Below are 25,400 nucleotides of genomic sequence, written 5' to 3' on the forward strand. Positions count from 1 at the left end.
CCAGCGCACCGCCACGCACCCCCGGCACCCCACCCCCACTGACGCCCACCTCACCACCGCCAGGTCGTCGAATCGCTTCACCTGATCCTGCACAACCCATTGACGACCTTCAAAGCCGACACATACGTTCCTTCGTCGAAGCGCTTCGACAGGGGTCGTCGAACCGAGTCGAATCGACGACCCCTGCGCGGCGCCCCGCCCGAAGCAACCATCCGACTCCCCGGAGGTACGGGATGTTGACGGCACGAAGGCGTGTGATGGCGACGGCGGTGGTCCTGACCGGATCGCTGCTGATGACGATGGCCGCCTGCGGAGGCTCGGACAGCGGGTCCTCCGACGGCCATTCGCTGCGGCTGTGGCACTACGAGGGCCCGGACAGCGCGATGGGCATCGCCTGGAAGGAGGCGATCAAGGAGTTCGAGGCCACGCACCCCGGTGTGAAGGTGGAGTTCGAGGAGAAGAGCTTCGACCAGATCCAGAAGACCGCCCCGATGGTCCTCAACTCCTCGGACGCGCCCGACCTGATGGAGTACAACAAGGGCAACGCGACCGCGGGCCTGCTCTCCAAGCAGGGCCTGCTGACCGACCTCACGCAGGAGGCCACCAAGCGCGGCTGGGACAAGAAGCTCAGCCCCAGCGTCCGCACGACCAGCCTCTACGACACCAACGGCGTGATGGGCTCCGGCAAGTGGTTCGGCGTCCCCAACTACGCCGAGTACACGATGGTCTATTACAACAAGGACCTCTTCAAGAAGTACGGCATCGCCGAGCCGAAGACGTTGGCCGAACTGACCGCCGCGATGGACAAGTTCGTCGACAACAAGGTCACCCCCCTCGCCAACGGCGGCGCCGCCTACCCCGCCCAGCAGTACCTCTACCAGCTCGCGCTGTCGAAGGCCGACCGCTCGTGGGTCGACGCCTACCAGCTCTACAAGGGCAAGACCGACTTCCACGACGCGACCTGGACCTACGGCGCCCAGACCTTCGCCGACTGGGTGAAGAAGGGCTACTTCAGCAAGTCCTCCAGCGGCCAGAACGAGGAGGCCGCCGGTGTCTCCTTCACCTCCGGCAAGGCGCCGATCCTGTTCTCCGGCAGCTGGTGGTACGGCCGCTTCAAGACGGACAACAAGTTCGACTGGGGCACCTTCCGCTGGCCCGACTCGAAGCTCACCCTCGGCTCCGGCGGCAACCTCTGGGTCGTACCGCAGGGTTCGAAGAACAAGGACCTCGCCTACGACTTCATCGACATCACCATGTCGAAGAAGATCCAGAACCTGCTCGGCAACTCCGGCGGTGTCCCCGTCGCGGCCGACGCCTCCGCCATCACCGACCCCCGGTCGAAGACCCTGATCGACGACTTCAACACCCTGTCCGAGAACGACGGCCTGGCCTTCTACCCCGACTGGCCGGTCCCCGGCTTCTACGACGTCCTCGTCTCCGAGACCCAGAAGCTGATCACCAGCAGCGAGAAGCCCGACGGCTACCTCGGCGATCTCCAGGAGGCCTACGACAAGGGCGCGCCGAAGCAATGACGGCGACCGTCGAACGCGGTGCGCGGGTGGTCGGCAAGGGCGGCAGCGCCCCCCGGCCCCCGCGCCGCCCCCGCGACTCCTACACCCTCTTCCTCCTCCCCGGTGCCCTCGCCTTCCTCGCGGTCATCGTCCTGCCGTTCGTGATGAACACGTACGTGAGCTTCACGGACTGGCAGGGCGTGGGCTCCCCCGAATGGTCCGGTCTCGCCAACTACCGCGAGCTGATGGACGATGCGGAGTTCTGGGCGTCCTTCCGGCACAGCCTGTTCATGGTCGTGGCGATGGCGGCGATCCCCACGGCCCTCGGACTCGTCCTCGCCGCCGCCCTGTTCGACTACGTCGGCAAGCACTTCGGCAGCCGGATCGCCGCCGTGCTGCGCGCCTGCTTCTACCTCCCCCAGGTGCTGCCGATCGCGGTCGCCGGCATCGTCTGGAGCTGGATCCTCGCCCCCGACAACGGCTCCCTCAACGCCCTCCTCAAGGCGATCGGCCTCGGCAGCCGGCAGCAGGACTGGCTGGGCGATCCCGACCTAGCGCTCTACAGCGTCATGGGCGTCATGGTCTGGGTCCAGCTGGGCTTCCCGCTGGTCGTCTTCATGGCGGGCCTGCAACGCGTCGACCCGCAGCTGTACGAGGCGGCCGAGCTGGACGGCGCCGGCTGGTGGCGCCGCTTCTGGCACATCACGCTGCCGCAGATCCGCCCGGAGATCTACGTCGTCCTGACCTGGTGCTCGATCGCCGCGCTCAAGGTGTTCGGCGCGGTGTACGTCCTGACCAAGGGCGGGCCCGGCGGCGCCACCGACGTGCCCTCCTACTTCTCCTTCACCACGTTCTTCGAGAAGACGCAGGTCGGCTACGGCGCCGCGATCTCCACCGTGCTGACGGTGATCATCCTCGCGCTCTCCCTGATCGGTCTCAGGCTCCAGGAGAGGACCGACCCATGACCACCGCCCTGCGCCGCTACCCGGTCCTGATCGCCCTGTGCATCGCGGCCCTGTTCATGATCGTGCCGTTCCTCATCGTCACGGTCAACGCCTTCAAGTCCCCCACGGAGTACGCCCAGCACGGTCCCCTGAGCCTCCCCGACGGCTTCTACACGAACGGCATCCAGGACTTCTGGGAGCGCGTCGACTTCGGCCGGAAGCTCCTCAACTCGGTACTGATCAGCGGCTCGGTGGCGGTACTGGCCGTGGTCCTCTCGGTCCTCAACGCCTACGCGATCGGCATCGGCCGTATCAAGGGCCGCGCCTGGGTCCTCGCCTTCTTCGTCCTGGCGAACATGCTGCCGCAGGAGGCGCTGGTCTACCCGGTCTACTACCTGAGCAAGGAAGTCGGCCTCTACGACACCAGGTTGAGCGTGATCATCGTGTTCACGGTGATCCAGGCGGCGTTCGGCACGTATCTGCTCTCCGCGGTGCTCGGCCAGTTCCCGCGCGAGATCCTGGAAGCGGCCCGGATCGACGGCGCGAACAAGTGGCAGGTGCTGTGGCGGATCGTGGTTCCCGTCAGCCGTCCCACCCTCGGTGTGCTGCTGGTCTTCTTCTTCATCTGGACCTGGAACGAGTTCCTGCTCCCGCTGGTCATGCTGATCTCCAACGACAACCAGACGGTGTCGGTGGCCCTTGGCGTCCTCCAGGGCCAGCGTCTGATGGACGCCACGATGACCAACGCGGCCGCCCTGCTCGGCGTCCTGCCCGCGATCGTGTTCTTCCTCCTCTTCCAGCGAACCCTCACCCGCGGTATCGCCGTGGGTGCCGTGAAGTAAGGACCCCCCACAGATGAAGTTCACCGACGGCTACTGGCTGTTGCGCGAGGGCGTCACCGCGGCGCATCCGGCCCAGGTCCACGAGGTCGCCGCGGCGGACGGCCGGCTGGACATCCTCGCGCCGACCCAGCCCATCCGCCGCCGCGGCGACCTGTTGAAGGGACCGGTCGTGACGATCAGCGCCCATGCCCCGATACCCGACGTCATCGGCGTCACCTTCACCCACTTCGAGGGCGAGCAGCCGCGGGGCCCCCAGTTCGAGGTGCGGACAGAGGACTTCGCCGCGCACGCGGAGTACGACGAGGAGCACGCCACCCTCACCTCCGGCGCCCTGTCGGTCCGGGTCGCCCGCACGGACACCTGGCAGGTCGACTTCCTGGCGGACGGCCGGCTGCTGACCGGCAGCGGCCCCAAGGGCATGGGCATCATGCGGGACGCCTCGGGCGCCCACTACCTGCGCGAGCAGCTCGGCCTCGGCGTGGGCACCTCGGTCTACGGCCTCGGCGAACGCTTCGGGCCGCTGGTCAAGAACGGCCAGGTCGTCGACATCTGGAACGCCGACGGCGGCACGGCCACCGAACAGGCCTACAAGAACGTCCCGTTCTACCTCACGGACGCGGGCTACGGCGTCTTCGTCGACCACCCGGGCAAGGTCTCCTTCGAGGTCGGCTCGGAGGCCGTGTCACGCGTCCAGTTCAGCGCGGAGACCCAGGAGTTGACGTACTACGTCATCTACGGGCCCTCCCCGAAGGAGATCATCCGCAAGTACACGGCCCTCACCGGCCGCCCGGCCCTCCCGCCCGCCTGGTCCTTCGGCCTGTGGCTGTCGACGTCCTTCACGACGTCGTACGACGAGGAGACCGTGACCTCCTTCATCGAGGGCATGCGGGAACGCGAACTCCCGCTCTCCGTCTTCCACTTCGACTGCTTCTGGATGCGCGAGTTCAACTGGTGCGACTTCCAGTGGGACCCGCGGGTCTTCCCCGACCCGGAGGGCATGCTCGCGCGGCTGCACGCGCGGGGCCTGCGGGTCTCCGCGTGGATCAACCCGTACATCGCCCAGCGCTCGCCCCTGTTCGCGGAGGGCAAGGCGCTCGGCCATCTCCTCCGGCGTCCCGACGGCAGCGTGTGGCAGTGGGACCTGTGGCAGCCCGGCATGGCGCTGGTCGACTTCACCAGCCCGGCCGCCCGTGACTGGTACGCGTCCAAGCTGGAGGCGCTGCTCGCGCAGGGCGTGGACTGCTTCAAGACCGACTTCGGCGAGCGGGTACCGCTGGACGTGGAGTGGTCCGACGGCTCCGACCCGGAGCGGATGCACAACTACTACACCTACCTCTACAACCGGACCGTCTTCGACGTGCTGCGCAAGCACCGCGGCGAGGAGGAGGCGGTGGTCTTCGCCCGCTCGGCGACCGCGGGCAGCCAGCAGTTCCCGGTGCACTGGGGCGGCGACTGCGAGGCGACGTACGAGTCCATGGCCGAGTCCCTGCGCGGGGGTCTGTCCCTTGGCCTGTCCGGCTTCGGCTTCTGGAGCCACGACATCGGCGGCTTCGAGGGCACCCCGACACCTTCCCTGTTCAAACGCTGGCTGGCCTTCGGCCTGTTGTCCTCCCACAGCCGCCTGCACGGCAGCTCCTCCTACCGCGTGCCGTGGCTGTTCGACGAGGAATCCGTGGACGTACTGCGGCACTTCACCCATCTCAAGCTGCGGCTCATGCCGTACCTCTACGAGGCCGCGCGCACCGCGCACACCGCGGGCGTGCCGGTGATGCGGGCGATGGTCCTGGAGTTCCCGGACGATCCCGGATGCGCGCACCTGGAGCGGCAGTACATGCTCGGCCCCGACCTGCTGGTCGCGCCGGTGTTCAACGACGAGGGCGAGGTCTCCTACTACGTCCCCGAGGGCACCTGGACCCACTTCGTGACCGGCGAGACGGTGACCGGCCCGCGCTGGGTGCGCGAGAAGCACGACTTCCTCAGCGTGCCGCTGCTGGTCAGGCCGGGTGCCGTACTCCCGGTCGGCGCGGTGGACGACCGGCCCGACTACGACCACGCCGACGGGGTGACCCTGCGGGCGTACGGCCTCGGGCGGGGCGAGCAGGTCACGGTACGGGTCGGCGCGGTCGCCTTCACCGTCGTACGCGAAGGGGCCACGCTGCGGGCGTCCTGCGGTGATCCGTCGGCCCCCTGGAATCTGGCGGCCGGAGACAGGACAGCGCGGGCACAGGCGGGCACCGGGTTCCTCTCCCTGGAGCTGGGCTGATGGTGAAGATCACCGATGTGGCGCGGCGGGCCGGGGTCTCCCCCAGCACCGTCTCCTACGCCCTGAGCGGCAAGCGCCCGATCTCCGAGGAGACCCGGCAGCGCGTCGAGGACGCCATCCGTGAGCTGGGTTACCGCCCGCACGCGGGCGCCCGCGCCCTGGCCGGCCGGCGCTCGAACGTGCTGGCGCTGGTCGTGCCCTTACGGGCCGGGATCCACGTCCCGACCGTGATGCGGTTCGCGGTGTCGGTGGTCACGACGGCCCGCCGCCACGACCACGACGTGCTGCTGCTCACCCAGGAGGAGGGCGAGGACGGGCTGACGCGGGTCGCGGACACGGCGCTGGTCGACGCGCTGATCGTGATGGACGTCCAACTGGACGATCCCCGGCTGCCGTTGCTGCGGTCCCTGGACCTGCCGTCCGTGCTGATCGGCTTCCCCGCCTCCCCGGAGGGCCTGACCTGCGTCGACCTCGACTTCAAGGCGGCGGGCGAGGCGTGCGTGGAGCATCTGGCGCGGCTCGGTCACCGGTCGGTGGCCCTGGTCGGCTCCCCGCCGGAGGTGTACGTGCGCCGGACGGCCTTCGCCCAGCGGGTGGTCCAGGGCTTCACGGCCGCCGCCGACCGCAGCGGGATGTCGTCCGCCGTGCATCCCTGCGAGCCCGGAGCGGCCCGCGAGGTCGCCGAGCGACTGCTGCGCGAACAGCCCGCGTTGACGGGAGTGGTCGTCCACAACGAGGCCCTCCTCGGGCCCCTGGTCGACGCCTTCGAGCAACTGGGCCTACGGGTGCCGGCCGACCTCTCGGTCACCGCGATCTGCCCCGACGAGCTGGCCGAGTCGGTCCGCGTCCCGATCACCTCGGTGGCGCTGCCGTCGGCGGAGGTGGGTGAGCGGGCCGTGGAGCTCCTGATGAGGAAGCTGGACGGGACGGCCGTACCGGAGTCGACCCTGCTGCCGCCGAGGATGACGGAGCGGGCCAGCACGGGGTGGCGGACGGTTTCCTGACCCGTCGGCGAAGGGCGTACGCGGAAGGCCCGCACTCGGTCGAGTACGGGCCCTCGCGCTGTTCCGGATCCCCGTCATGCCACCAGGTGCTGTACCTCCGACACCACGAACTCGCCGTACTGCAGCGCCGAGGCGAGTGCGGCCAGCCGTGCGTAGTGCTGCGGCGAGAGCGCTGCGCCGGACGCGGTACCGATCTCTCCCACAGCCCGCAGCAGCATGCGAAACGCGATGTCCGGGGTGCAGCGGCGGACGCACTCGGTCAGCGCGCGACCGACCTCGTCCGGTAGGAAGTCCGCCGCTGCGATCTCGGCGATGGCCGCGTCCGCCAGGTCCGTGCCATCCCACTCCGCGGGGACGGCGCCTGTGTCATCGGCCCCGGCGTGTCTGGAGAGCCAGGTGTCGCACAGGCCGGTGAGCGTCTCCATCCACCGCGTTCCCGAGGTGACACCGGTCCGCCCTCCGGAGAAGAAGGACGGCCGGGTCCCGGTACCCCCGGCCACAGCACCTCGATCATCGCCGCGGGAAGGCGCAGCAACAGCGCCGCCTCGACCGCGGTGGGTCCGTGATGGGTCCAGTCCGGGTGGAACATGCTCATCAGCCAGGTCACACCGAAGTCGGACCCATCGATGCTTCGCACTGTCCGTCACCTCCCTCGGTGGACACTGGATCATGTGACGTCCAGGGCAGTCCGGGCCAGGACATGACGAAGGCCCCGCTGCCGTGAAGCAGCGGGGCCTTCGCCCACATGGGGTTGCCTCCCGGAAGAGGCGAGTGGAGATGGCGGGAATCGAACCCGCGTCCAACGGTGCAGAACCAGGGCTTCTCCGTGTGCAGTTCGCTGCGATTTTCTCGGCCCCGGCGATCACGCGAACAAGTCGCCGACGGGCCCAGTCACTGTTTGATTTCCCATCGAACCCCGTGACCGGGCTCAATGGTTTAGTCCCCTAGATTATGCCAGGGTCCGGGTCGGGAACACTCCCGGGCTGACACCCGTTAGGGCCTTCACTCACTGCTTATTAGGCAGCGAGGGCGAAGGCGCGGGAATCGCTCTTGGAATTGGCGATTATTGGTTGCGACATATGGTTAACGAGATCATTGCCGCTTCCTCGACACGCTTCCCCTGCCTCAACAGCCGCTGTCGAAACCGATCATCCCCATGTTTTGTTTTCAATGCGCCCACCGACCTCGGCCGGTGTTGACTCCATCGTACGTGACCAACGCACGCCGATGCCACTGTATTCCGGGCGGCCCCGCCTACTGGCCCCGCTCCTTGCGCTTCACCGCCGCGATCGCGCGGTCCGACTCCCGGCGGTCCTGCTTCTCCCGCAGTGTCTGCCGCTTGTCGTACTCCTTCTTGCCTCGTGCGAGGGCGATCTCGGCCTTGGCCCGGCCGTTGGTGAAGTACAGGGCGAGGGGCACGATCGTGTGACCGGTCTCCTGGGCCTTCGTCTCCAGCTTGTCGATCTCCTCGCGGTGCAGCAGCAGCTTGCGCTTGCGGCGCGCGGAGTGGTTGGTCCAGCTGCCCTGGCTGTACTCGGGGATGTGGGCGTTGTGCAGCCACGCCTCACCGCCGTCGATCTGGACGAAGCCGTCGGCCAGCGAGGTGCGCCCCTGACGCAGCGACTTCACCTCGGTGCCCGTGAGCACGATCCCGGCCTCGTAGGTGTCGATGATCGCGTAGTCGTGCCGGGCCTTCTTGTTCTGGGCGACCAGCTTCCGCTTGCCGCCCTTCTCCCCGTCCCGGGCCTTGCCGCCCCCGCCACCCTGCTTCGGCTGGGACTCCTTCGGTACGTACATTCCCTTGCTCATAGTGCTGCCATTTTCGCACTAGTGAGGGGGGCGGAGACCAGTCCTTATCGACGGGCGTCAGGTCAGCCCGCCAGGGGCGCGGGGCTGTGTCGATGTGCGGCTCCGCCGCGTGGGCGCGACCAGCCCCCACCGGCCGGCGGCCGAGGGGCAACCTCTAGTCGCCCAATCCCCCAAGCACCGTCTCGGCCTGCCGAAGGGCCCCCTCATCGACCTCGAGGTCAGGCGTGATCCCCCGCCCGTCCACCCCTCGCCCCGACGGAGTCCGGTAGTGCCCCACGGTCAGCTCGGCCACAGCGCCGTCCGGCAGCCGGCTGGGCATCTGCACCGACCCCTTGCCGAACGTCCGCGACCCCACGACCACCGCCCGCCCCCGGTCCTGAAGGGCCCCGGTGAGAAGCTCGGCCGCACTCATCGTGCCGCCGTCGACCAGCGCGACCAGCGCCCTGCCGGTGTCCCCGCCGGGCTCCGCGTGCAGCGCCTGTTGCGAGCCGTCGACGTCGTAGGTGGCCACGAGTCCCCCGTCGAGGAAGGCGGACGCCGTGGTGACGGCCTCGGTGACCAGTCCGCCGGAGTTCCCGCGCAGGTCGAGGATGATCCCGCCCCCGGCCGGAGCGTCCCGGACGGCGTCACGGACCTCGTCCCCGACGCCCTTGGTGAACGAGTCGATTTTGATGACGGTGATCCCGCCGGCGAGTTCTCGAACGGCGACCGAGTCGGTGGACAGCCGGGCTCGCCGGACGGTTTCCGTCCACGCGTGTGTGCCGCGCTCGAGGCCGAGCCGGACCGCCGTACCGGCGGCCGCGTCCTTGGCGTCGCCGCGCAGTAAGGAGACCACCTCGGTGACCGGATGCCCGTCCACCCGCTCCCCGTCGACACTGCGCAGCCGGTCGCCCTCGCGGATCCCGGCGGCCGCCGCGGGCGAGTCGGAACTCACCCTGATCACCTCGATACGGCCGTCCCGCTCGCGCCGCGCCCACAGGCCGACGCCGGTGTAGCGGCCGTCGAGGGCCTCCTCGAACTCCTCGTACTCGCCCCGGGAGTAGACGGCCCCCCAGCGGTCCCCGCTGCGGCTGACGGCACGCTCTGCGGCCTCCATGGGGGACTTGCCGTCGGCCAAGGCCTGCTCGGCCGCCTCGGTCACGTCCTCGTGGTGCCCCGCGGGAGCTGCCGAACGGGCCGTGTCCGACGGGGACTTCCGGCCGCCGTCGGCCTCGGGAAAGGAACCGGTCGCCGCGCCGGCCACCAGCACGCTCGCGAACACCAATGTCAGGGCCGCCCCGCGGCCGATGCGGCGGGGCTGACAGAACAGATCTCGGCCCGACATGCCGGTGAGTCTAGGACAACGCAAGAGGGCCGCACGGCCGGTTGACCGTACGGCCCTCTTGGCATGCGTCACACCTTCAGGTACTTGCGCAGCGCGAAGAACGCGGCCAACGCGGGCATCAGCACGCTCGCGGCCAGGATGAGTGGCAGCTTCGTGAGGACGGCGTCCCAGCCCACGAAGTTGATCAGGTTGAGCTTGGTGGCCAGGGCCATGCCGTGATCGACGGTGAAGTACCGGCCGACGACCAGGAAGACACAGGCGAGTCCGCCGCCGATCGCCCCGGCGACGGCGGCCTCCATGATGAACGGCGCCTGGATGTAGAAGCCGGAGGCGCCCACGAGCCGCATGATCCCGGTCTCCCGCCGACGGCTGAACGCCGAGACACGCACCGTGTTGACGATCAGCAGCAGGGCGACGATCAGCATGAGCGCCATGACGCCGAGCGCGGCCCGGTTCATCAGGTTCAGCATCGTGAAGAGGTTGTCCAGGATGCCCTTCTGGTCCTGCACGGACTGCACACCGTCACGCCCGTTGAAGGCGGTCGCGATGACCTGGTACTTCTCCGGGTCCTTCAGCTTGATCCGGTACGACTCCTGCATCTGGTCCGGGGTGAGGGACGCGGCCAGCGGGGAGTCGCCGAACTGCTCCTTGTAGTGCTTGTACGCCTCGTCCTGCGACTCGTGGATGACCGTCTCGACGACCGACATCTTCTTCAGGTCGGAGAGGACGTCCTTCTTCTGGTCCTCGGTCACCGCGCCCTTGGCGCAGTTGGGGTCCGACTCGGCGTCGCTCTTGTTGCAGAGGAAGATCGAGACGTTGACCTTGTCGTACCAGTAGCCCTTCATGGCGCCGACCTGGTCGCTCATCAGGAGCGACCCGCCGAACAGGGCGAGCGACAGGGCGACGGAGACGATGACCGCGAACGTCATCGTCAGGTTGCGACGGAGACCGACACCGATCTCGGAGAGTACGAACTGGGCGCGCATGGCGTCTTCTTCAGGCCTTTCCGGGGACTCTACGAACGGCGGTCAGTGCTGGTAGCCGTAGACGCCGCGTGCCTGGTCGCGGACGAGGCGGCCCTTCTCCAGCTCGATGACGCGCTTGCGCATCTGGTCCACGATGTTCTGGTCGTGCGTCGCCATCAGCACGGTCGTGCCCGTCCGGTTGATCCGGTCGAGCAGCTTCATGATGCCGACGGAGGTCTGCGGGTCGAGGTTGCCGGTGGGCTCGTCGGCGATCAGCAGCTTGGGCCGGTTCACGAAGGCCCGCGCGATGGCCACGCGCTGCTGCTCACCGCCGGACAGCTCGCCGGGCATCCGGTCCTCCTTGCCGCCGAGCCCGACGAGGTCGAGCACCTGCGGCACGGACTTGCGGATCTCGCCCTTCGACTTGCCGATGACCTCCTGCGCGAAGGCGACGTTCTCCGCCACCGTCTTGTTCGGCAGGAGCCGGAAGTCCTGGAACACCGTCCCCAACTGGCGCCGCATCTGCGGCACCTTCCAGTTGGACAGGCGTGCGAGGTCCTTGCCGAGGACGTGCACCTGCCCCTGGCTGGTCCGCTCCTCGCGGAGCACCAGCCGCAGGAAGGTGGACTTTCCGGAGCCGGAGGACCCGACGAGGAACACGAACTCGCCCTTCTCCACTTCCAGGGAGACATCCCTGAGTGCGGGGCGGGTCTGCTTGGGGTAGACCTTGGATACGTTGTCGAATCGGATCACGGATGCACCACGGTAGGCCGGGGGTAGATGAGCGTGACCATACGCGAACCGGGTGCGCGAGCGCAGGCGCCGGTTCGGGTTGCGTATCGGATGGGCGGTTTTGTGCCGACCTGGAATCCCACTCTTCGGCAGCGCACAGGCGACCCCCAGCGGAACCTGGCACAGTAGTGAGGGGAACGTTCTCCGACCCGGGGGCGTTCTCCATGTGGAACGTATTCGCAGGAAGGGTGACGCGCATGACGTACGACCGCCTGGTGTGCGCAAACTGCGCGGCACCCGTGAGCGAGGGCCGGTGCCCCGTGTGCCGGGCGAACCGCGAGCGGCTGGAGCAGGAGAGCCCCTTCGCGGGCCTGAACCCGACGGCCCTCATCGCCCTGCTCGCGGTCCTGATCGCAGCGGTGGCCCTGCTGGCGCACCAGACCGCTTAGGCGGCGCCGAGGACATACGAAGGGCCCGGAGCGGAATGCTCCGGGCCCTTCGTCGTACAGCATGCGCACGCTAAGCGGGTACGCGACTACCTGACGTCACCGTCAGGCGGCAGCGCCGCCGCGGCCGCCCGCCAGACGCGGCAGAAGGCGGAAGCCGACACCGCCGGCGATCATCGTGGCGGCACCGACGATCAGGAAGGCGGTCTGACCGGCACCGGTCTCGGCGAGCTGCTGGCCGTTGCCCTGGGCCGACGTGTTGGACGTGGTGTCCGTGCCGGTCTCGGTGAGGGCCGAGGAGCCCTCCTCCTGGGCGGAGGTGTTGGAACCGCCGTCGGGGTTGGTGTTGCTGTTGCCACCCCCGGCGTTGCCGTTCCCGTTGCCGTTGCCGTTGCCGTTCCCATTGCCGTTCCCGGTGCCCGGGTCGGACGGGTCCTCGGTGGGCTCGGTGGGCTCCTCGGTGGGCTCCGACGGGATCGTCGGCTCCTGGGTGACCGGCGGCTCCTCGGTGGGCGGCTGCTCGGTCGGCGGCTGCTCGGTCGGCGGCTCCTCGGTGGGCGGGTTGGGCACGGTCGGGATGCCGTCACCCGGGTTGGTCGGAGTGCCGTCACCCGGGTCGTCGTCGCCGAGGCCGGTGTCGACGTTCACGCCGACCCCGCTCTCGCCGACGCTCACACCGATCTCCAGCGCGGAAGCGGCGCCGGCAGCGGTCAGCGAGGCACCGGCCGCGATCACGGCACCGGCGGCTATGCGCGCGATCCGGATCCGCGTCTTCTTCGTCATGTGGTTGCTACCCCCAGTAGCTCATCGTCAATGAGGCGGCGCTCGGGGCCGTGATCGACGGGAGAAGGTAGCTGTGCTCAAGTCCCCCGGTTCACATGCGCCCCAGAGATACGCATGCCGAGCCTCACCATTCCCATTTTTTAAAGCAACGTCAAGGCCGTTGCGGGCGCGATGTCCGGGTAAGCGCTCTTTGCCGGGGAAAGCGGTCTGTGAGTGTGATGTAAAACCCAGACATAAAGCAAACTGCCGCCCGGTGGGCGGCAGTTGCGGAGCGATGGTCAAGTCGACAAAGTTACTTCTCCTGCTGCTTGCGCCAGCGAATTCCGGCCTCGAGGAAACCGTCGATCTCGCCGTTGAACACAGCCTCGGGGTTGCCGACCTCGAAGTCGGTGCGCAGGTCCTTGACCATCTGGTACGGGTGCAGCACGTACGAACGCATCTGGTTGCCCCAGGAGTTGCCGCCGTCGCCCTTGAGGGCGTCCATCGCGGCCTGCTCCTCCTGCCGGCGGCGCTCCAGCAGCTTGGCCTGGAGGACGTTCATCGCGCTCGCCTTGTTCTGGATCTGCGAGCGTTCGTTCTGGCAGGAGACCACGATGCCGGTGGGAAGGTGAGTCAGCCGGACCGCGGAGTCGGTGGTGTTGACGCCCTGACCGCCGGGACCGGACGACCGGTACACGTCCACGCGCAGCTCGGACTCGTCGATCTCGATGTGGTCGGTCTGCTCGACCACGGGAAGGATCTCCACGCCCGCGAAGGAGGTCTGCCGGCGCCCCTGGTTGTCGAAGGGCGAGATACGCACGAGCCGGTGGGTGCCCTGCTCGACGGACAGGGTGCCGTAGGCGTACGGCACCTGCACGGCGAAGGTGGTCGACTTGATGCCGGCCTCTTCGGCGTACGACGTCTCGTAGACCTCGGTCTTGTAGCCCTTCTGCTCCGCCCAGCGCAGGTACATCCGCTGCAGCTTCTCGGCGAAGTCGGCGGCGTCGACGCCACCGGCCTCGGCTCGGATGTTGACGAGCGCCTCGCGGGAGTCGTACTCGCCGGAGAGGAGGGTCCGCACCTCCATCTCGTCGAGCGCCTTCTTGACGGCGACGAGCTCGGACTCGGCCTCGGCGCGGGTGTCCGGGTCGTCCTCCTCCTCGGCCATCTCGAACAGCACGGAGAGGTCGTCGATGCGGCCGCGCAGCGCGTCCGCCTTCCTGACCTCCGCCTGGAGGTGGGACAGCTTGCTGGTGATCTTCTGCGCCTCGTCCGGGTTGTCCCACAGGGACGGCGCGGCCGCCTGCTCCTCGAGCACGGCGATGTCTGCCCTCAGCTTGTCGAGGTCCAGAACGGCCTCGATCGACTCCATGGTCGAGGAGAGGGACTTGAGCTCTTCGGATACATCGACGACTGCCACGCCCTCCAGCCTAACGGCTGTGGCAACCGACCTCGGTCGTCGCCCGGGCCGCCGCCCGCTCAGGGGGAGGCGGGCGCCGAGTTCTTCGTGTCCTGCGGTGACGCTCCCGCGTCGTCCGATGTGGCCGCCCATATCCCGACGCCCGCCGCGGCGACCAGCACCAGCCCCGCGACTCCCACGACCAGCCTGCGCCGCCGCGTGGTCGCCCGGTGCCGTGCGGATCCCGGCCGCGGCGCCCCGGCGGGCCTCGGCACCCGGGCCGTCCCCCGCGCGCCTCCGGCCAGCTCGTCGGGGCCCGGCACCCGCATCGACGTGTGCGTGTCCCGATTGGAGTCCGCGGGTTTCGCCCCCGGCACCAACGGCACCGCCCCCCGCCGCGCCGGCCGCCCGGACCGTACCGGTTCCCCGGAGGAGTCCGCGGCCGCGTCCTCCGCGTCCTGCTCCTCCTCCTGCTCCCCGTCCGGCTCGTCCACGTCCAGCGGGGGCATCCCGGCCAGCAACGGCAGCAGCTCCCGCAACCGCGCCCCCAGCTCGGACGCCCGCAGCCGGGAGGCCGGCGCCTTCGCCAGGCACTGCACGATCAGCTGCCACAGCTCGTCGGGAATCCCCGGGAGCGGGACGACCGTCTCCGTCACGTGCCGACGCAGCACCGCTCCGGGATGCCCGCCCCCGAAGGGCGTGAACCCGGCCAGCAGTTCGTACAGGACGGTCGCGAGGGCGTAGATGTCGACGGACGCCCGCGGCGGCAGTCCCTCGACGATCTCCGGCGCCAGATAGTCCGGGGTTCCGATGATCTTCGTGGCCCGGGTCCGCCGCGGCGAGTCGATCAGCTTGGCCACACCGAAGTCGGTCAGCAGCGCGGGGTGCGAGCCCCCGGGGCCCAGCGGTCCCTGCATGTCGAGCAGGATGTTCTCGGGCTTCACGTCCCGGTGCACGACCCCCTTGGCGTGCGCCGCGGCCAGCCCGTCCGCGACGTCCGCCACGATCGCCACCGCCGCCTCGGGCGCGAGCCGCTTCTCCCGGTCGAGCCGGGTGCGCAGATCCGTCCCCCGGACCAGGTCCATGACGAGCGCGAGGTCGTTGCCGTCGACCACGAGGTCGCGTACGGAGACCACGTGGGGGTGCTCCAGGCCGAGCAGAGCCGTGCGCTCCTGGACGAAGCGGCCGACGAGCTCCTGGTCGGACGCGAGATCCTCGCGCAGCAGCTTGACGGCGACGGGCCCCTCGGGTCCCTCGCCCAGCCACACCGTGCCGGCGCTGCCCCGCCCCAGGATCTGGTTGGCGGTGTACCGGCTGCCGATCTTCCGTGCCAAGGCTGCTCCTACAGACGCGTGTTGCCGACAAAACTACGCGTCGGAAGAGCCAACCTTCACCGCGGAGACGGAAATCACCCGCTGGTTGTCGACAAATCTCCAGAGTTACTGCTGACCTGAGGTCTTTCCGCCCAGATCCCCGATCCATCCGCTCACGGTGTCGATGATGTCGCCGATCTGCTGCCAGTAGCTCTTGCCGGTGCCGATCCACTCCTGGAGCGGGCTCAGCTCCCAGATCAGCCAGCTCGCGACGAACAGGATGACGATCGTGAACAGGCAGCCCTTGAGGCAGCCCAGACCCGGGATCTTCATCGGGTTGGCACTGCGCTGCCGCGGCTGCCGGGGCTCGCGCGCGGGGCGCTCGGGCTGCGGCGGGGGCGCGTACCGCTGCGGCTGTTGCTGCTGCGGGGCGTACTGCTGGGGCTGCTGCTGCGGCTGACGGCCGTAGCCGCCCTGCGGGGGCCGCTGCTGGGGCCGCTGCTGGGGCCGCTGCTGCCGCTGAGGCGGCTGCTGTTGCTGCGGCCTGGCGACCTGCCGCTGGGGGCGGCGGCGCAGCGGGTCCTCGCCGGGGTCGAGGTACTGGACCTGCGTCTGTTCGTTGCGGTCCCGGGCCGCGCGCAGCTGGTTCTGCCAGGGGTGCGGGTCCTCGGGCCCGCCGGGCTGCTGGCCCTGCTGCCCGTACTGCCCCTGTCCCGGCTGTCCCGGCTGTCCGGGCGGTACCGGCGGCATGACGGCGGTCGGATCGGCCGCGCCGCGGTGCGGGAGTACGGCGGTGGGGTCGGCGGCGCCGACGGGGTTCCCGGCGCCGGTGTGCGGCAGGAAGCTGGTCGCGGCGTTCGGGTCGTAGGCGCCCGCGCCGTGCGGCAGCACCTGCGTCGGGTCGGCGGCCCCGGGGGTGTCCGGTACGGCCGCCGGGTCCGGGTCGGGCAGCAGCAGGGCACCGACGTTGTCCGCCGCGGCGATCTGCGCGGAGTTCGCGTGCACGCCGATGCCCTCGGCGACGACACGCAGCCCGCGGGCGAGGTTCTCGGCGCTGGGGCGTCGCTCCGGGTTCTTGCTCAGGCAGCGCTCTATGACCGTCCACAGCGGGTCGGGGACCGTGGAAGGGCGGCGCGGCTCGGCGCTCAGGTGCTGGTGCAGGACTTCGAGGGCGGAGCCCCCGGCGAACGGCGGACGGCCGGTGACCAGCTCGTACAGCAGGATGCCGGCGCCGTAGATGTCGACGGCGGAGGTCTGCGGGCGGCCCTCGGCGGACTCGGGCGCCACGTACGCGGGCGTGCCGACGAATTCCTGCGTCCGGGTCAGGCCCGGGGAGTCCGCGAGGCGCGCGATGCCGAAGTCGGTCAGCAGGGGGTGCATCTGGCCGCCGTACTGCCGCAGCAGCACGTTGGCGGGCTTGAGGTCGCGGTGGACCACGCCGTCGGCGTGGCTGGCGGCGAGCGCGTCGGCGATCTGGGCGGTGATCAGGGCGGCGCCGACGGGGCTGAAGGGGCCGTTCTCGCGCAGGTAGCGGTGCAGGTCCGGTCCCTCGACGAGGTCCATGACCAGGGCGAGCAGATCGCCTTCGACGACCAGGTCACGCACCCGCACGATGTTCGGGTGGGTCAGCCGCAGCAGGACGGAGCGCTCGCGCAGGAACCGCATCACGATGTCCGGGTCGCTCGCGAGCTCCTCCTTGAGGACCTTGATCGCGACGGTCTCGCCGGGCTGTCCCGGTACGGCGGCCTCGGCGCCCGCGGTCTCCCGCTGGCGGGCCCGCCACACGGTCCCCGTGGCACCGCGTCCGAGCGGCTCCTCGAGGAAGTACTTGCTGCCTACCGGCCGCACTTTGCACTCCCTGCTGCTTGCTGTCGTTCCGACCCACTGTAGTGCCGCTCCTCACGGCACCAGGTAAGCGTTGCCAAGCGCGTTCGAAGGAAAGACGCTCCGTGCGGGTCTCCCGGTTGCCGGACGTTGACGTGACCGATCTCAAGTGATCGCCGGCGTTGCACTGGTCAGGCACTTTTGGGGGCAGAGCCGACCAATCAAGATCACTTGCCCTCGGGCGACGGGCGCGTTGTCAGTGGCAGGTGCGAGGATGCCTACCGTCAAGGCCGACGAACTTGGGCGCGTGCTTGTCCGCGAACCAGTCCGCGCAGAAGGGACCGCTGACGGCGATGCAGATCCGGCTGACCGTCGTAGACCCGCTGGGCCCGTCCGACCGGACCCGGGGCCGCGCCGCGAGCTGCGACGTGCTGGTCACCGCTCCCGTCGGCACGGCACTGGCCGCGGTGGCCACGGCCCTCGCCTCGGCGGTCCCCGGGGACGGGGGCGCCTCCCGCGCGGGCGAGGCCGAGCGCGGCGGCGGCCCGGTCGTGCTGTACGCGGACGGGGAGCGGCTGGACACCCAGCGCGCCACCCTCGGCGAGCCGCCGCTGATCGACGGCGCCGTTCTCTCCCTGGGCGCCCCGGCGGCTCCCGAGCCCCACCCCGAGCTCGACGACGCCCCCACCCAGCTCCACGTGGTCGCCGGCCCCGACGCCGGCGGCGTCCATCTGCTGCACGGCGGCCAGATCCACATCGGCCGCTCCGCCGACGCCGACGTCCCCCTGGACGACCCCGACGTCTCCCGCCTGCACTGCGCGGTCACGGTCGCCCCCGACGGCCGCGTCTCGGTGGCCGACCTCGACTCCACGAACGGCACGACCCTGGACGGCACCCGGGTGGGCACCCGCCCGGTCCGCTTCCCTCCGGGGGCGCTCCTGAGGATCGGCGAGTCGGTGCTCCGGCTGTCGCCGAGCGGGGGGCGCCGGCTCGGGACGGAACCGGACGGCGAGGGACACGTGCGCGTGACCTCGTCCGCGGCCGGGCCCGCGGACACGTATGCCCGGACCGGCCGCGCCGGGCATCCGCGGGGCGGCAGTCCTGCACCCGGTGGCTCGGCAGAGGCCCGGGAACCGGGCACCGCGGGTCATGGACCGAGCGTGACCGGGCCGCGCCGGGCTTCGGAGAACGCAGCGGCACCCGGCACGGCCGGATACCGGCCGGGTGCTGTCGAGGGGCGTGGGGCGGCAGGAACCCGCGACAACGGCGCAGACGCGTCCGGCTCGGCCTCCGCACCAGCCGCGGGCTCGCCCCGCGCGCGCGGCAGGGTGTCGGCACGTGCCGCGGAGGCCGCGTCCGCCGCGAGCGCGGAGTCGGCGCAGGGCTCGACACCCGCGCGTGGTGGCCGTGACAGCGGCGACGCCGCACCTCGGCCGCCCGCCGACCGGACCCATCACGCCTATGGCCCCGCGAGCTGGGGCGCGTCGGGCGGCGGCCCCGAGACCACAGGAGCCCAGGGTCACGGGCCCACCGAGCCGTCGGTGGTCGTGCCGGGGCAGGGCGGTGCACCCCGGATCGAGCGCCGGGGCGACACCGAAGCCGGCCCCCGGGGTGCTGCCGGAGCGCTCTCCTCCGGCGAAGCACCGGACAGGGCTGCCGGCGGGGACACCCACGGCGGCCGGGCCGGGCTCGGCTCCTTCGAAGTGACACGCACGACCGCTCTCCCCTCGCCTCCTCCAGCCGGCCAGGACCTCCCCTCCGCGCCCGACGCCCCCGCGACCGGCCGCCGCAAGGGCACCCCCCTGCGCGGCACCGACGTACCGCAGGGCGTGCGGCGGCGCGGCGGGCTCTCCGCGTGGGCCCGGCGGCTGACCGGGGGCCGGGGCGAGCAGGAGACGTCCGAGCGCGACGAGGCGTACGGCGAGACGGCCGCGCCCGTCACCGCGGTGCCGTCGGCCACCGCGCCCCAGATGCCCGAGGTCTGGCCCGACCCGGCGGCCCTGCTGCTGACGGCGCTGGGTCCCGGAGCGCGCCTGTGGGAGCGCGGGCCCGGGCATCCCGAGGCCCTCACCGTGCGGCTCGGCACCGCCGACCGGGCGGCTCCCGACGGCTCGGGGCTGCTTCCGGCCGTGCCGGTCACCGCGGATCTGCGCGAGGCCGGCGCACTGGGCCTGGCCGGTCCCCGCGCGCGCCTCGCCGGGCTGGCCCGCGCGGTGGTGGCCCAGCTCGCCGCCCTGCACGCGCCGGAGACCCTGGAGATCGTCTTGATCAGCACGGACCGCTCCCGGTCCGCGCAGGAGCGCACCGCCGAGTGGTCCTGGCTCGGCTGGCTCCCCCATGTCCGCCCGGGACACGGCCAGGACTGCCGCCTCCTCCTCGCCCACGACCGCGAACAGGCCGCGGCCCGCACCGACGAACTCCTGCGGCGCCTGGACGACCACCTGGCCGACGAGGAGCTCGCACCAGCCCGCAGGACCGTCCCGGCGGCCCGCTCGGCCGCCTCTCAGGACCGCCCCCGGGACACCGCCCGACGGCCCTCCTGGGCCAGGGACGACGCGGAGGACGAGACAGGCGGCGGTTTCCCGGGGCCGTACACCGTGGTCGTCGTGGACGGCGACCCCGGCGGCGCCGATCTGCGCAAGGCCGTGGCGCGGCTCGCGGCGGAGGGCCCCCGGGCCGGTATCCACATCGTGTGCCTGGCCGAGACGGCCCCGGCCTCGCCCGCCTCTCCGGTGACGGACACGTACGAGGCGGCGTGCGCGGCGGCCCCGACGTTCCGCGAGTGCGGGGCGGTCGGCCTGCTCAGCGGTGACGTGGCGACGGCACTGCGGCTGATGCGGGTGGCGCGGACGAGGGTTCCCGCGCAGTCAGGCACCGGCACCGACGCTTACCGCAGCGTCCCCGAGCCCGGTCGCTCCGACACCTCCCGCCCCGGCACCACCCCGCCCCCGGCCGACACCCGCCACGCGGACGCGCCCCGCACCGGCGCCAAGGCCCGCACCACCGGCCCGGGCTCGCACACCGACTCCGACACCGTCCACCTCACCGCGGCCTCCGCCCCGGTCCCCGTCGGCCACGGCACGGTCGCCGCGGTGGACGCCGTCTCCGCGGCCTGGGCCGAGCGGTTCGCGCGGGCGCTGGCGCCGCTGCGGACGGACGGGACCGCCGGTGCGGGGCACGCGCGCGTGTCCGCGCCGCTGCCCCGGTCGGCGCGGCTGCTGGACGAGTTGGGGCTGGCCCGGGCCACCCCGCCGTCGCTGATGACACGCTGGGCGGACGCGGCCGACGACCCGGAGTCACTCGGCGGCCGGGCCTGGGCGGTGCTGGGGGCCGGACCGCGCGGCCCGGTCTGCGCCGACCTCGCGGCCGAGGGCCCGCACCTGCTGATCGAGGGCCCCGCGGGCAGCGGCCGTACGGAACTGCTGCGCGCGGTCGTCGCCTCGCTGGCCGCAGCCGAGCGGCCCGACCGGCTCAGCATCGTCCTGATGGACGGCCGGGACAGCGTGGGCGGCAGCGGTCACGGCGAGGGCCTGCGCGTGTGCACGGACGTACCGCACGTGACCACCCACCTCCTCGCCAACGACCCGGTCCGCATGCGGGAGTTCGCCCAGTCCCTGACCGCCGAGCTGAAGCGGCGCGCGGAGCTGCTGGGCCGCTCCGACTTCGCGGAGTGGCACACCGGCCGGGAGCTGTCGGGCCGTATGGTCGCGCAGCGCACGGCGTCACACCGGAGCACGGCAGGCAGCGCGGGCACGCCCGGCGACCCGGCCGCCGGTGACCTCGACTCGCCGCCCAGCTCCACGATCCGCCTGCGCCCCGGGGCGGCCCGCCGCCGGACGGAGACGGCTCCCCCGCTCCCCCGTCTGGTCGTGATCGTGGACGACCTGGACGCCCTGGTCTCCCCGCCCCTCGGCTCCCCGGGCCGGCCGGCCGCCGGCTCGGTCATACGCGCGCTCGAGGCGGTGTCCCGTGAGGGCGAGCGCCTGGGCGTCCACCTGGTGGCCGCGACCGGCCCGGGCGGTCGTACGGCCGAGTCGGAGACGGCCCGCCTGGCCACCCTCCGCGTCACCCTGGACACCCCAGCCACCGGCCAGGACGAACCCGCTCCCGGCCGCGGCCGGTTGACCTGGTCCGACGGCCGGGTCACGGCCTTCCAGGCCGGCCGGGTCACCGGCCGCATCCCCCGCACGGCGACTCTCCGCCCCACGGTCGTCCCGCTGGAATGGGAACGCATGGGTGACCCCCCGGCCCGCCGCCCGGTCCGCGAACTGGGCAACGGCCCGACGGATCTTGCCCTGCTGGCGAGTGCATTGGAACGGGCAGCGAGGGAAGTCGCAGCGGCAGAGGTCCCGTCACTGCTGTAGACGCGAAGGGGTCCGGGGGCACCGCCCCCAATGACGCGCGCCACGACGCACCGGCACTGGTCACGACGCCATCACGATCTTCCGGTTGACAGCGGACGCCCACTTGCCGACCCTCGTCCACCCGGCGTAGACCAGAGCGCACGGGACAGCCCTCGAACGTTCGACGAGGAACGAAGAACGGGGTCGTGATGCGCAGCACGAGCAGCACACAGCGGAAGCCCAAGTCAGCGAACAGGGCTGCGAAATCGGCGGCCGCCGCCCTCGCGGCGGCCCTCGCCCTCTCGCTCACCGCATGCGGCGGGAACGACGACAAGAGCAGTGACACGGGCGCGACAGGCGGCAAGGAGACCGGCACCACGGTCACCCTCCCCAAGCTGAACGGGCAGAGCCTGGAGGTCGCCGCCGTCTGGAGCGGCGCGGAGCAGGCCAACTTCAAGAAGGTCCTGGCGGAGTTCGAGAAGCGCACCGGCGCCAAGGTGACCTTCGTGCCCGCCCAGGACCCGATCGTCAACTTCCTCGGCTCGAAGGTCGCGGGCGGCCAGCCGCCGGACGTCGCGATGCTTCCGCAGCCGGGCGCGATCAAGCAGGCCGTGGACAAGAAGTGGGCGAAGCCGCTGGGTGCGGAGGCCAAGGCGGAACTCGCCAAGAACTACTCGCAGGGCTGGCAGGACATCGGCAAGGTCGGTGGCACCCAGTACGGCGTCTACTACAAGGCCGCCAACAAGTCGCTGATCTGGTACAACGCGAAGGTCTTCGAGAACGCGGGCGCCACCGAGCCGAAGACCTGGGACGAGTTGCTGACCACGGCCCAGACGGTCTACGACTCGGGCGTGACGCCGTTCTCCGTGGGCGGCGCCGAGGGCTGGACCCTGACGGACTGGTTCGAGAACATCTACCTCTCCCAGGCGGGCCCGGAGAAGTACGACCAGCTCGCCAAGCACGAGATCAAGTGGACGGACCCGTCCGTGAAGGACGCGCTGACCACGCTGGCCCAGGTCTGGGGCAAGAAGGACTACGTCGCGGGCGGCGCGAAGGGCGCGCTGCAGACGGACTTCCCGGCCTCGGTGACGCAGACGTTCACCGGCGGCGACCAGCCGAAGGCGGCGATGGTCTACGAGGGCGACTTCGCGCAGGTCAATATCCAGACGGCCAAGGCGAAGGTGGGCACGGACGCGAAGGTGTTCCCGTTCCCGAAGGTCGGTGACACCGCCCCCGTGGTCTCCGGCGGCGACGCGGCCGTGATCCTCAAGGACTCCAAGGGGGCGCAGGCGCTGGCCACCTTCCTGGCCTCCCCGGACGCGGCGACGATCCAGGCGAAGCTGGGCGGCTATCTCTCGCCGAACAAGAACGTGGACATCTCGTCGTATCCGAACCCGGTGCAGCAGAAAATCGCCAAGGCGCTGATCGGCTCGGGCGACGACTTCCGCTTCGACATGTCCGACCAGGCCCCGCAGGCCTTCGGCGGCACTCCCGGCAAGGGTGAGTGGAAGGCGCTCCAGGACTTCCTGACGAACCCGGCGAACATCGCGGGCACCCAGGCCAAGCTGGAGGCCGACGCGGCGGCCGCCTACGGGAACTGAGGCGATGACATCGGCCACCGAGGCAGGGGTCCCACCGGCCCCTGCCTCCCCCAAGTCGCGCAAGAGCGTGACCGGCACGCGCAGGACCGTGGCAGTGCTGTTCCTGCTGCCCGCCCTCGTGCTGCTGGGCGCGCTCGTGGTCTACCCGATCGGGTACTCCCTGGTCCGCAGCTTCTACGACCAGTCCGGTGACGGGTTCGCCGGAATCGACAACTACAAGGCGCTGTTCACCGACGACGGCATCCGCACGGCTCTGAAGAACAACATCATCTGGGCGGTGTTCGCGCCGACGATCGCCACCGCGCTCGGTCTGATCTTCGCGGTACTGACCGAACGGGTGCGCTGGGGAACGGCGTTCAAGCTGGTCGTCTTCATGCCGATGGCGATCTCGATGCTGGCGGCGGGCATCATCTTCCGGCTCGTCTACGACCAGGACCCGGACAAGGGGTTTGCGAACGCGGTGTGGGTGGGCGTGCACGACACGTTCGCGCAGTCCTCGGCGTTCCCGAAGGCCCACCCGGGCCGCAACTCCCCGCTGGTGGCACAGGGGGGTGGCTTCATCACCAAGACGGCCGTCCACACCGGCGGTACGGTCACCCTGCCCCTGGTCGGTGTCGCCCCGGACCAGATGCCGGGCGACGCGAAGAAGGCCGTGGCGCCGCAGACCGACCCGGGCCGGATCACCGGGACGACCTGGCAGGACTTCACGCGCGGCAAGGGCGTCGGCAAGCTCGGCGGGGTCGACCCGACCGAACTCGGCTACCCCGGCATGAAGATCGAGGCGGTCAAGGACGGCAAGGTCGTAGAAACCGCGAAGGCCGGTGACGACGGCACGTTCTCCTTCTCCGAGAAGGCCGACGGAGCCCGACTCCGGCTCCCGGCGAGCAACTTCAAGGAGGCCTACAACGGGATCGACTGGCTCGGCCCGTCGCTGGTGACGCCGGCGATCATCGGGTCGTACATCTGGATGTGGGCCGGTTTCGCGATGGTGCTGATCGCGGCCGGGCTCGCGGGCATTCCCCGGGAACTCCTGGAGGCGGCCCGGGTCGACGGCGCCAGCGAGTGGCAGGTCTTCCGCAGGGTCACGGTCCCGCTCCTGGCGCCCGTCCTCGCGGTCGTCACGGTGACCCTGATGATCAACGTCCTCAAGATCTTCGACCTGGTCTTCATCATCCCGCCGGGCTCCTCGCAGGACGACGCGAACGTCCTCGCCCTTGAGCTGTACCGCAAGGGCTTCGCCGAGGACCAGCCGGGCATCGCGAGCGCCATCTCGGTGTTCCTGCTGCTGCTGGTGATCCCGGTGATGTGGTTCAACATTCGTCGGCTCAGGCGGGAGGTACGGCGATGACGACCCAGGCCGAAAGGCTCCCCGAGACGGCACCCGCCGAGGGTGCGAAGGTGAAGCAATCGCTCGGCTCACGGCTCGTGGAGCGCGTCAGCGGCGGCGTGGTGAGTGTGTTCCTCGTCGTCGTCGGCCTGTTCTGGCTGGTGCCGACGATCGGGCTGCTGATCTCCTCGTTGCGCAGCCCCGGGGACCTGGCCGCGACCGGCTGGTGGAAGGTCTTCACCAAGCCCTCCCAGCTCACCTTCGACAGCTACGACAAGCTGCTCCAGAACAGCGACATCACCAACTCCATCGTCAACACCGTGCTGATCACGGTCCCGGCGACGATCCTGGTGATCGCCATCGGCGCGCTCGCGGGTTACGCGTTCGCGTGGATGGAGTTCCCGGGCCGCGACTGGTGGTTCATGGCCGTGGTCGGTCTGCTGGTGGTTCCGGTGCAGGTGGCGCTGATCCCGATCGCCGAACTCTTCGGCAAGATCGGCCTGTTCGGCAACATCTTCGGCGTGATCCTCTTCCATGTGGGCTTCGGTCTGCCGTTCGCCGTGTTCCTGCTGCGGAACTTCTTCGCGGAGATCCCGCGTGAGCTCCTGGAGGCGGCGAGGCTCGACGGCGCGGGTGAACTGCGCCTGTTCGCAAGGGTGGTGCTGCCTCTCGGCGGGCCCGCGATCGCGAGCCTGGGCATCTTCCAGTTCCTGTGGGTGTGGAACGACATGCTGATCGCCCTGGTGTTCACGGACGCCGACAGCCAGCCGATCACGGTCGCCCTGCAGACCCAGATGCGTGCCTTCGCCGACAACGTCGACGTCCTGGCGCCGGGCGCGTTCATCTCGATGGTGATCCCGCTGCTCGTGTTCTTCGCGTTCCAGCGGCAGTTCGTGTCCGGCGTGATGGCGGGCGCGGTCAAGTAGCCCGTACGGGCAGTCGAGTCGAAGGGGCGGACCGACACCGGTCCGCCCCTTCGCGTTCGCCCGAA

19 protein-coding genes and 1 other RNA gene are annotated in these 25,400 nt (G+C 70.5%); 10 read left to right on the forward strand and 10 right to left on the reverse strand.

Annotated features, from left to right (window positions below; translation table 11 throughout):
* The first annotated feature begins 233 nt into the window (after nt 1-233).
* The 5 genes from ABZT06_RS31460 to ABZT06_RS31480 are packed head-to-tail and all read left to right on the forward strand — an operon-like array spanning nt 234 to nt 6,564.
* Nucleotides 234-1,532, forward strand: a complete 1,299-nt coding sequence (locus ABZT06_RS31460; protein WP_355748440.1) for an extracellular solute-binding protein — start codon at nt 234-236, stop codon at nt 1,530-1,532.
* Nucleotides 1,529-2,476, forward strand: a complete 948-nt coding sequence (locus ABZT06_RS31465; RefSeq protein ID WP_355748443.1) for a sugar ABC transporter permease — start codon at nt 1,529-1,531, stop codon at nt 2,474-2,476. Before ABZT06_RS31460 ends, ABZT06_RS31465 begins: the two co-directional genes overlap by 4 nt.
* A complete protein-coding gene (locus ABZT06_RS31470) occupies nt 2,473-3,297 on the forward strand; it encodes a carbohydrate ABC transporter permease (RefSeq protein ID WP_355748446.1) in 825 nt (274 codons plus the stop codon). Before ABZT06_RS31465 ends, ABZT06_RS31470 begins: the two co-directional genes overlap by 4 nt.
* Before the next feature lie 13 nt (nt 3,298-3,310).
* Nucleotides 3,311-5,560, forward strand: coding sequence for an alpha-xylosidase (gene yicI / locus ABZT06_RS31475; protein ID WP_355748449.1), 2,250 nt, complete (start codon nt 3,311-3,313; stop codon nt 5,558-5,560).
* The gene (locus tag ABZT06_RS31480) at nt 5,560-6,564 is read left to right on the forward strand and encodes a LacI family DNA-binding transcriptional regulator (RefSeq protein ID WP_355748452.1); all 1,005 of its coding nucleotides are present in this window, start codon (nt 5,560-5,562) and stop codon (nt 6,562-6,564) included. The genes yicI and ABZT06_RS31480 overlap by 1 nt, the downstream gene beginning before the upstream one ends.
* Before the next feature lie 74 nt (nt 6,565-6,638).
* Here the strand turns inward: ABZT06_RS31480 and ABZT06_RS31485 are convergent, their stop codons facing one another.
* The 6 genes from ABZT06_RS31485 to ftsE all read right to left on the reverse strand — a co-directional run bounded on the left by ABZT06_RS31485 (nt 6,639) and on the right by ftsE (nt 11,415).
* On the reverse strand, nt 6,639-6,989 hold the full coding sequence (locus tag ABZT06_RS31485) for a hypothetical protein (protein WP_355748456.1): 351 nt from the start codon (nt 6,987-6,989) through the stop codon (nt 6,639-6,641).
* A gap of 344 nt (nt 6,990-7,333) precedes the next feature.
* Nucleotides 7,334-7,720, reverse strand: a transfer-messenger RNA (tmRNA) gene (gene ssrA / locus ABZT06_RS31490).
* Between the two features lie 98 nt (nt 7,721-7,818).
* Nucleotides 7,819-8,361 (reverse strand): SsrA-binding protein SmpB, encoded by a 543-nt coding sequence (smpB, locus tag ABZT06_RS31495; RefSeq protein ID WP_007382420.1) that lies wholly within the window; start codon nt 8,359-8,361, stop codon nt 7,819-7,821.
* Between the two features lie 166 nt (nt 8,362-8,527).
* On the reverse strand, nt 8,528-9,697 hold the full coding sequence (locus ABZT06_RS31500) for a S41 family peptidase (protein ID WP_355748459.1): 1,170 nt from the start codon (nt 9,695-9,697) through the stop codon (nt 8,528-8,530).
* Between the two features lie 68 nt (nt 9,698-9,765).
* Nucleotides 9,766-10,683: a permease-like cell division protein FtsX gene (gene ftsX, locus ABZT06_RS31505; protein WP_031050043.1), complete on the reverse strand. Its 918-nt coding sequence runs from the start codon at nt 10,681-10,683 to the stop codon at nt 9,766-9,768.
* Nucleotides 10,684-10,725: 42 nt separating this feature from the next.
* Nucleotides 10,726-11,415, reverse strand: a complete 690-nt coding sequence (gene ftsE / locus ABZT06_RS31510; protein ID WP_057610798.1) for a cell division ATP-binding protein FtsE — start codon at nt 11,413-11,415, stop codon at nt 10,726-10,728.
* Between the two features lie 236 nt (nt 11,416-11,651).
* On the opposite strand from ftsE, the gene ABZT06_RS31515 reads away from it, so the two are divergent.
* Nucleotides 11,652-11,843: a hypothetical protein gene (locus ABZT06_RS31515; RefSeq protein WP_355748463.1), complete on the forward strand. Its 192-nt coding sequence runs from the start codon at nt 11,652-11,654 to the stop codon at nt 11,841-11,843.
* A gap of 102 nt (nt 11,844-11,945) precedes the next feature.
* Here ABZT06_RS31515 and ABZT06_RS31520 read toward each other — a convergent pair whose 3' ends face one another.
* The 4 genes from ABZT06_RS31520 to ABZT06_RS31535 all read right to left on the reverse strand — a co-directional run bounded on the left by ABZT06_RS31520 (nt 11,946) and on the right by ABZT06_RS31535 (nt 17,162).
* Nucleotides 11,946-12,623, reverse strand: a complete 678-nt coding sequence (locus ABZT06_RS31520) for a hypothetical protein (RefSeq protein WP_355748466.1) — start codon at nt 12,621-12,623, stop codon at nt 11,946-11,948.
* Nucleotides 12,624-12,915: 292 nt separating this feature from the next.
* Nucleotides 12,916-14,022: a peptide chain release factor 2 gene (gene prfB, locus ABZT06_RS31525; RefSeq protein ID WP_355748469.1), complete on the reverse strand. Its 1,107-nt coding sequence runs from the start codon at nt 14,020-14,022 to the stop codon at nt 12,916-12,918.
* A 59-nt stretch (nt 14,023-14,081) separates the two neighbouring features.
* Entirely contained in the window at nt 14,082-15,335 is a 1,254-nt protein-coding gene (locus tag ABZT06_RS31530) for a serine/threonine-protein kinase (protein WP_355748472.1), read from the reverse strand.
* A 105-nt stretch (nt 15,336-15,440) separates the two neighbouring features.
* Nucleotides 15,441-17,162, reverse strand: a complete 1,722-nt coding sequence (locus ABZT06_RS31535) for a serine/threonine-protein kinase (protein ID WP_355748475.1) — start codon at nt 17,160-17,162, stop codon at nt 15,441-15,443.
* A gap of 329 nt (nt 17,163-17,491) precedes the next feature.
* On the opposite strand from ABZT06_RS31535, the gene ABZT06_RS31540 reads away from it, so the two are divergent.
* The 4 genes from ABZT06_RS31540 to ABZT06_RS31555 all read left to right on the forward strand — a co-directional run bounded on the left by ABZT06_RS31540 (nt 17,492) and on the right by ABZT06_RS31555 (nt 25,335).
* On the forward strand, nt 17,492-21,502 hold the full coding sequence (locus tag ABZT06_RS31540; protein WP_355748579.1) for an FHA domain-containing protein: 4,011 nt from the start codon (nt 17,492-17,494) through the stop codon (nt 21,500-21,502).
* A 188-nt stretch (nt 21,503-21,690) separates the two neighbouring features.
* Nucleotides 21,691-23,082 carry a carbohydrate ABC transporter substrate-binding protein gene (locus tag ABZT06_RS31545; RefSeq protein ID WP_355748478.1) on the forward strand — a complete coding sequence of 464 codons (1,392 nt, stop codon included), beginning with the start codon at nt 21,691-21,693 and terminating at the stop codon, nt 23,080-23,082.
* 4 nt (nt 23,083-23,086) lie between these two features.
* A complete protein-coding gene (locus tag ABZT06_RS31550; RefSeq protein ID WP_355748481.1) occupies nt 23,087-24,430 on the forward strand; it encodes a sugar ABC transporter permease in 1,344 nt (447 codons plus the stop codon).
* On the forward strand, nt 24,427-25,335 hold the full coding sequence (locus tag ABZT06_RS31555; RefSeq protein ID WP_355748484.1) for a carbohydrate ABC transporter permease: 909 nt from the start codon (nt 24,427-24,429) through the stop codon (nt 25,333-25,335). The genes ABZT06_RS31550 and ABZT06_RS31555 overlap by 4 nt, the downstream gene beginning before the upstream one ends.
* Nucleotides 25,336-25,400 lie beyond the last annotated feature (65 nt).

The sequence above is a fragment of the Streptomyces sp. NPDC005483 genome (genome assembly GCF_040606035.1).
In the GTDB taxonomy this organism is placed as follows: Bacteria; Actinomycetota; Actinomycetes; order Streptomycetales; family Streptomycetaceae; genus Streptomyces.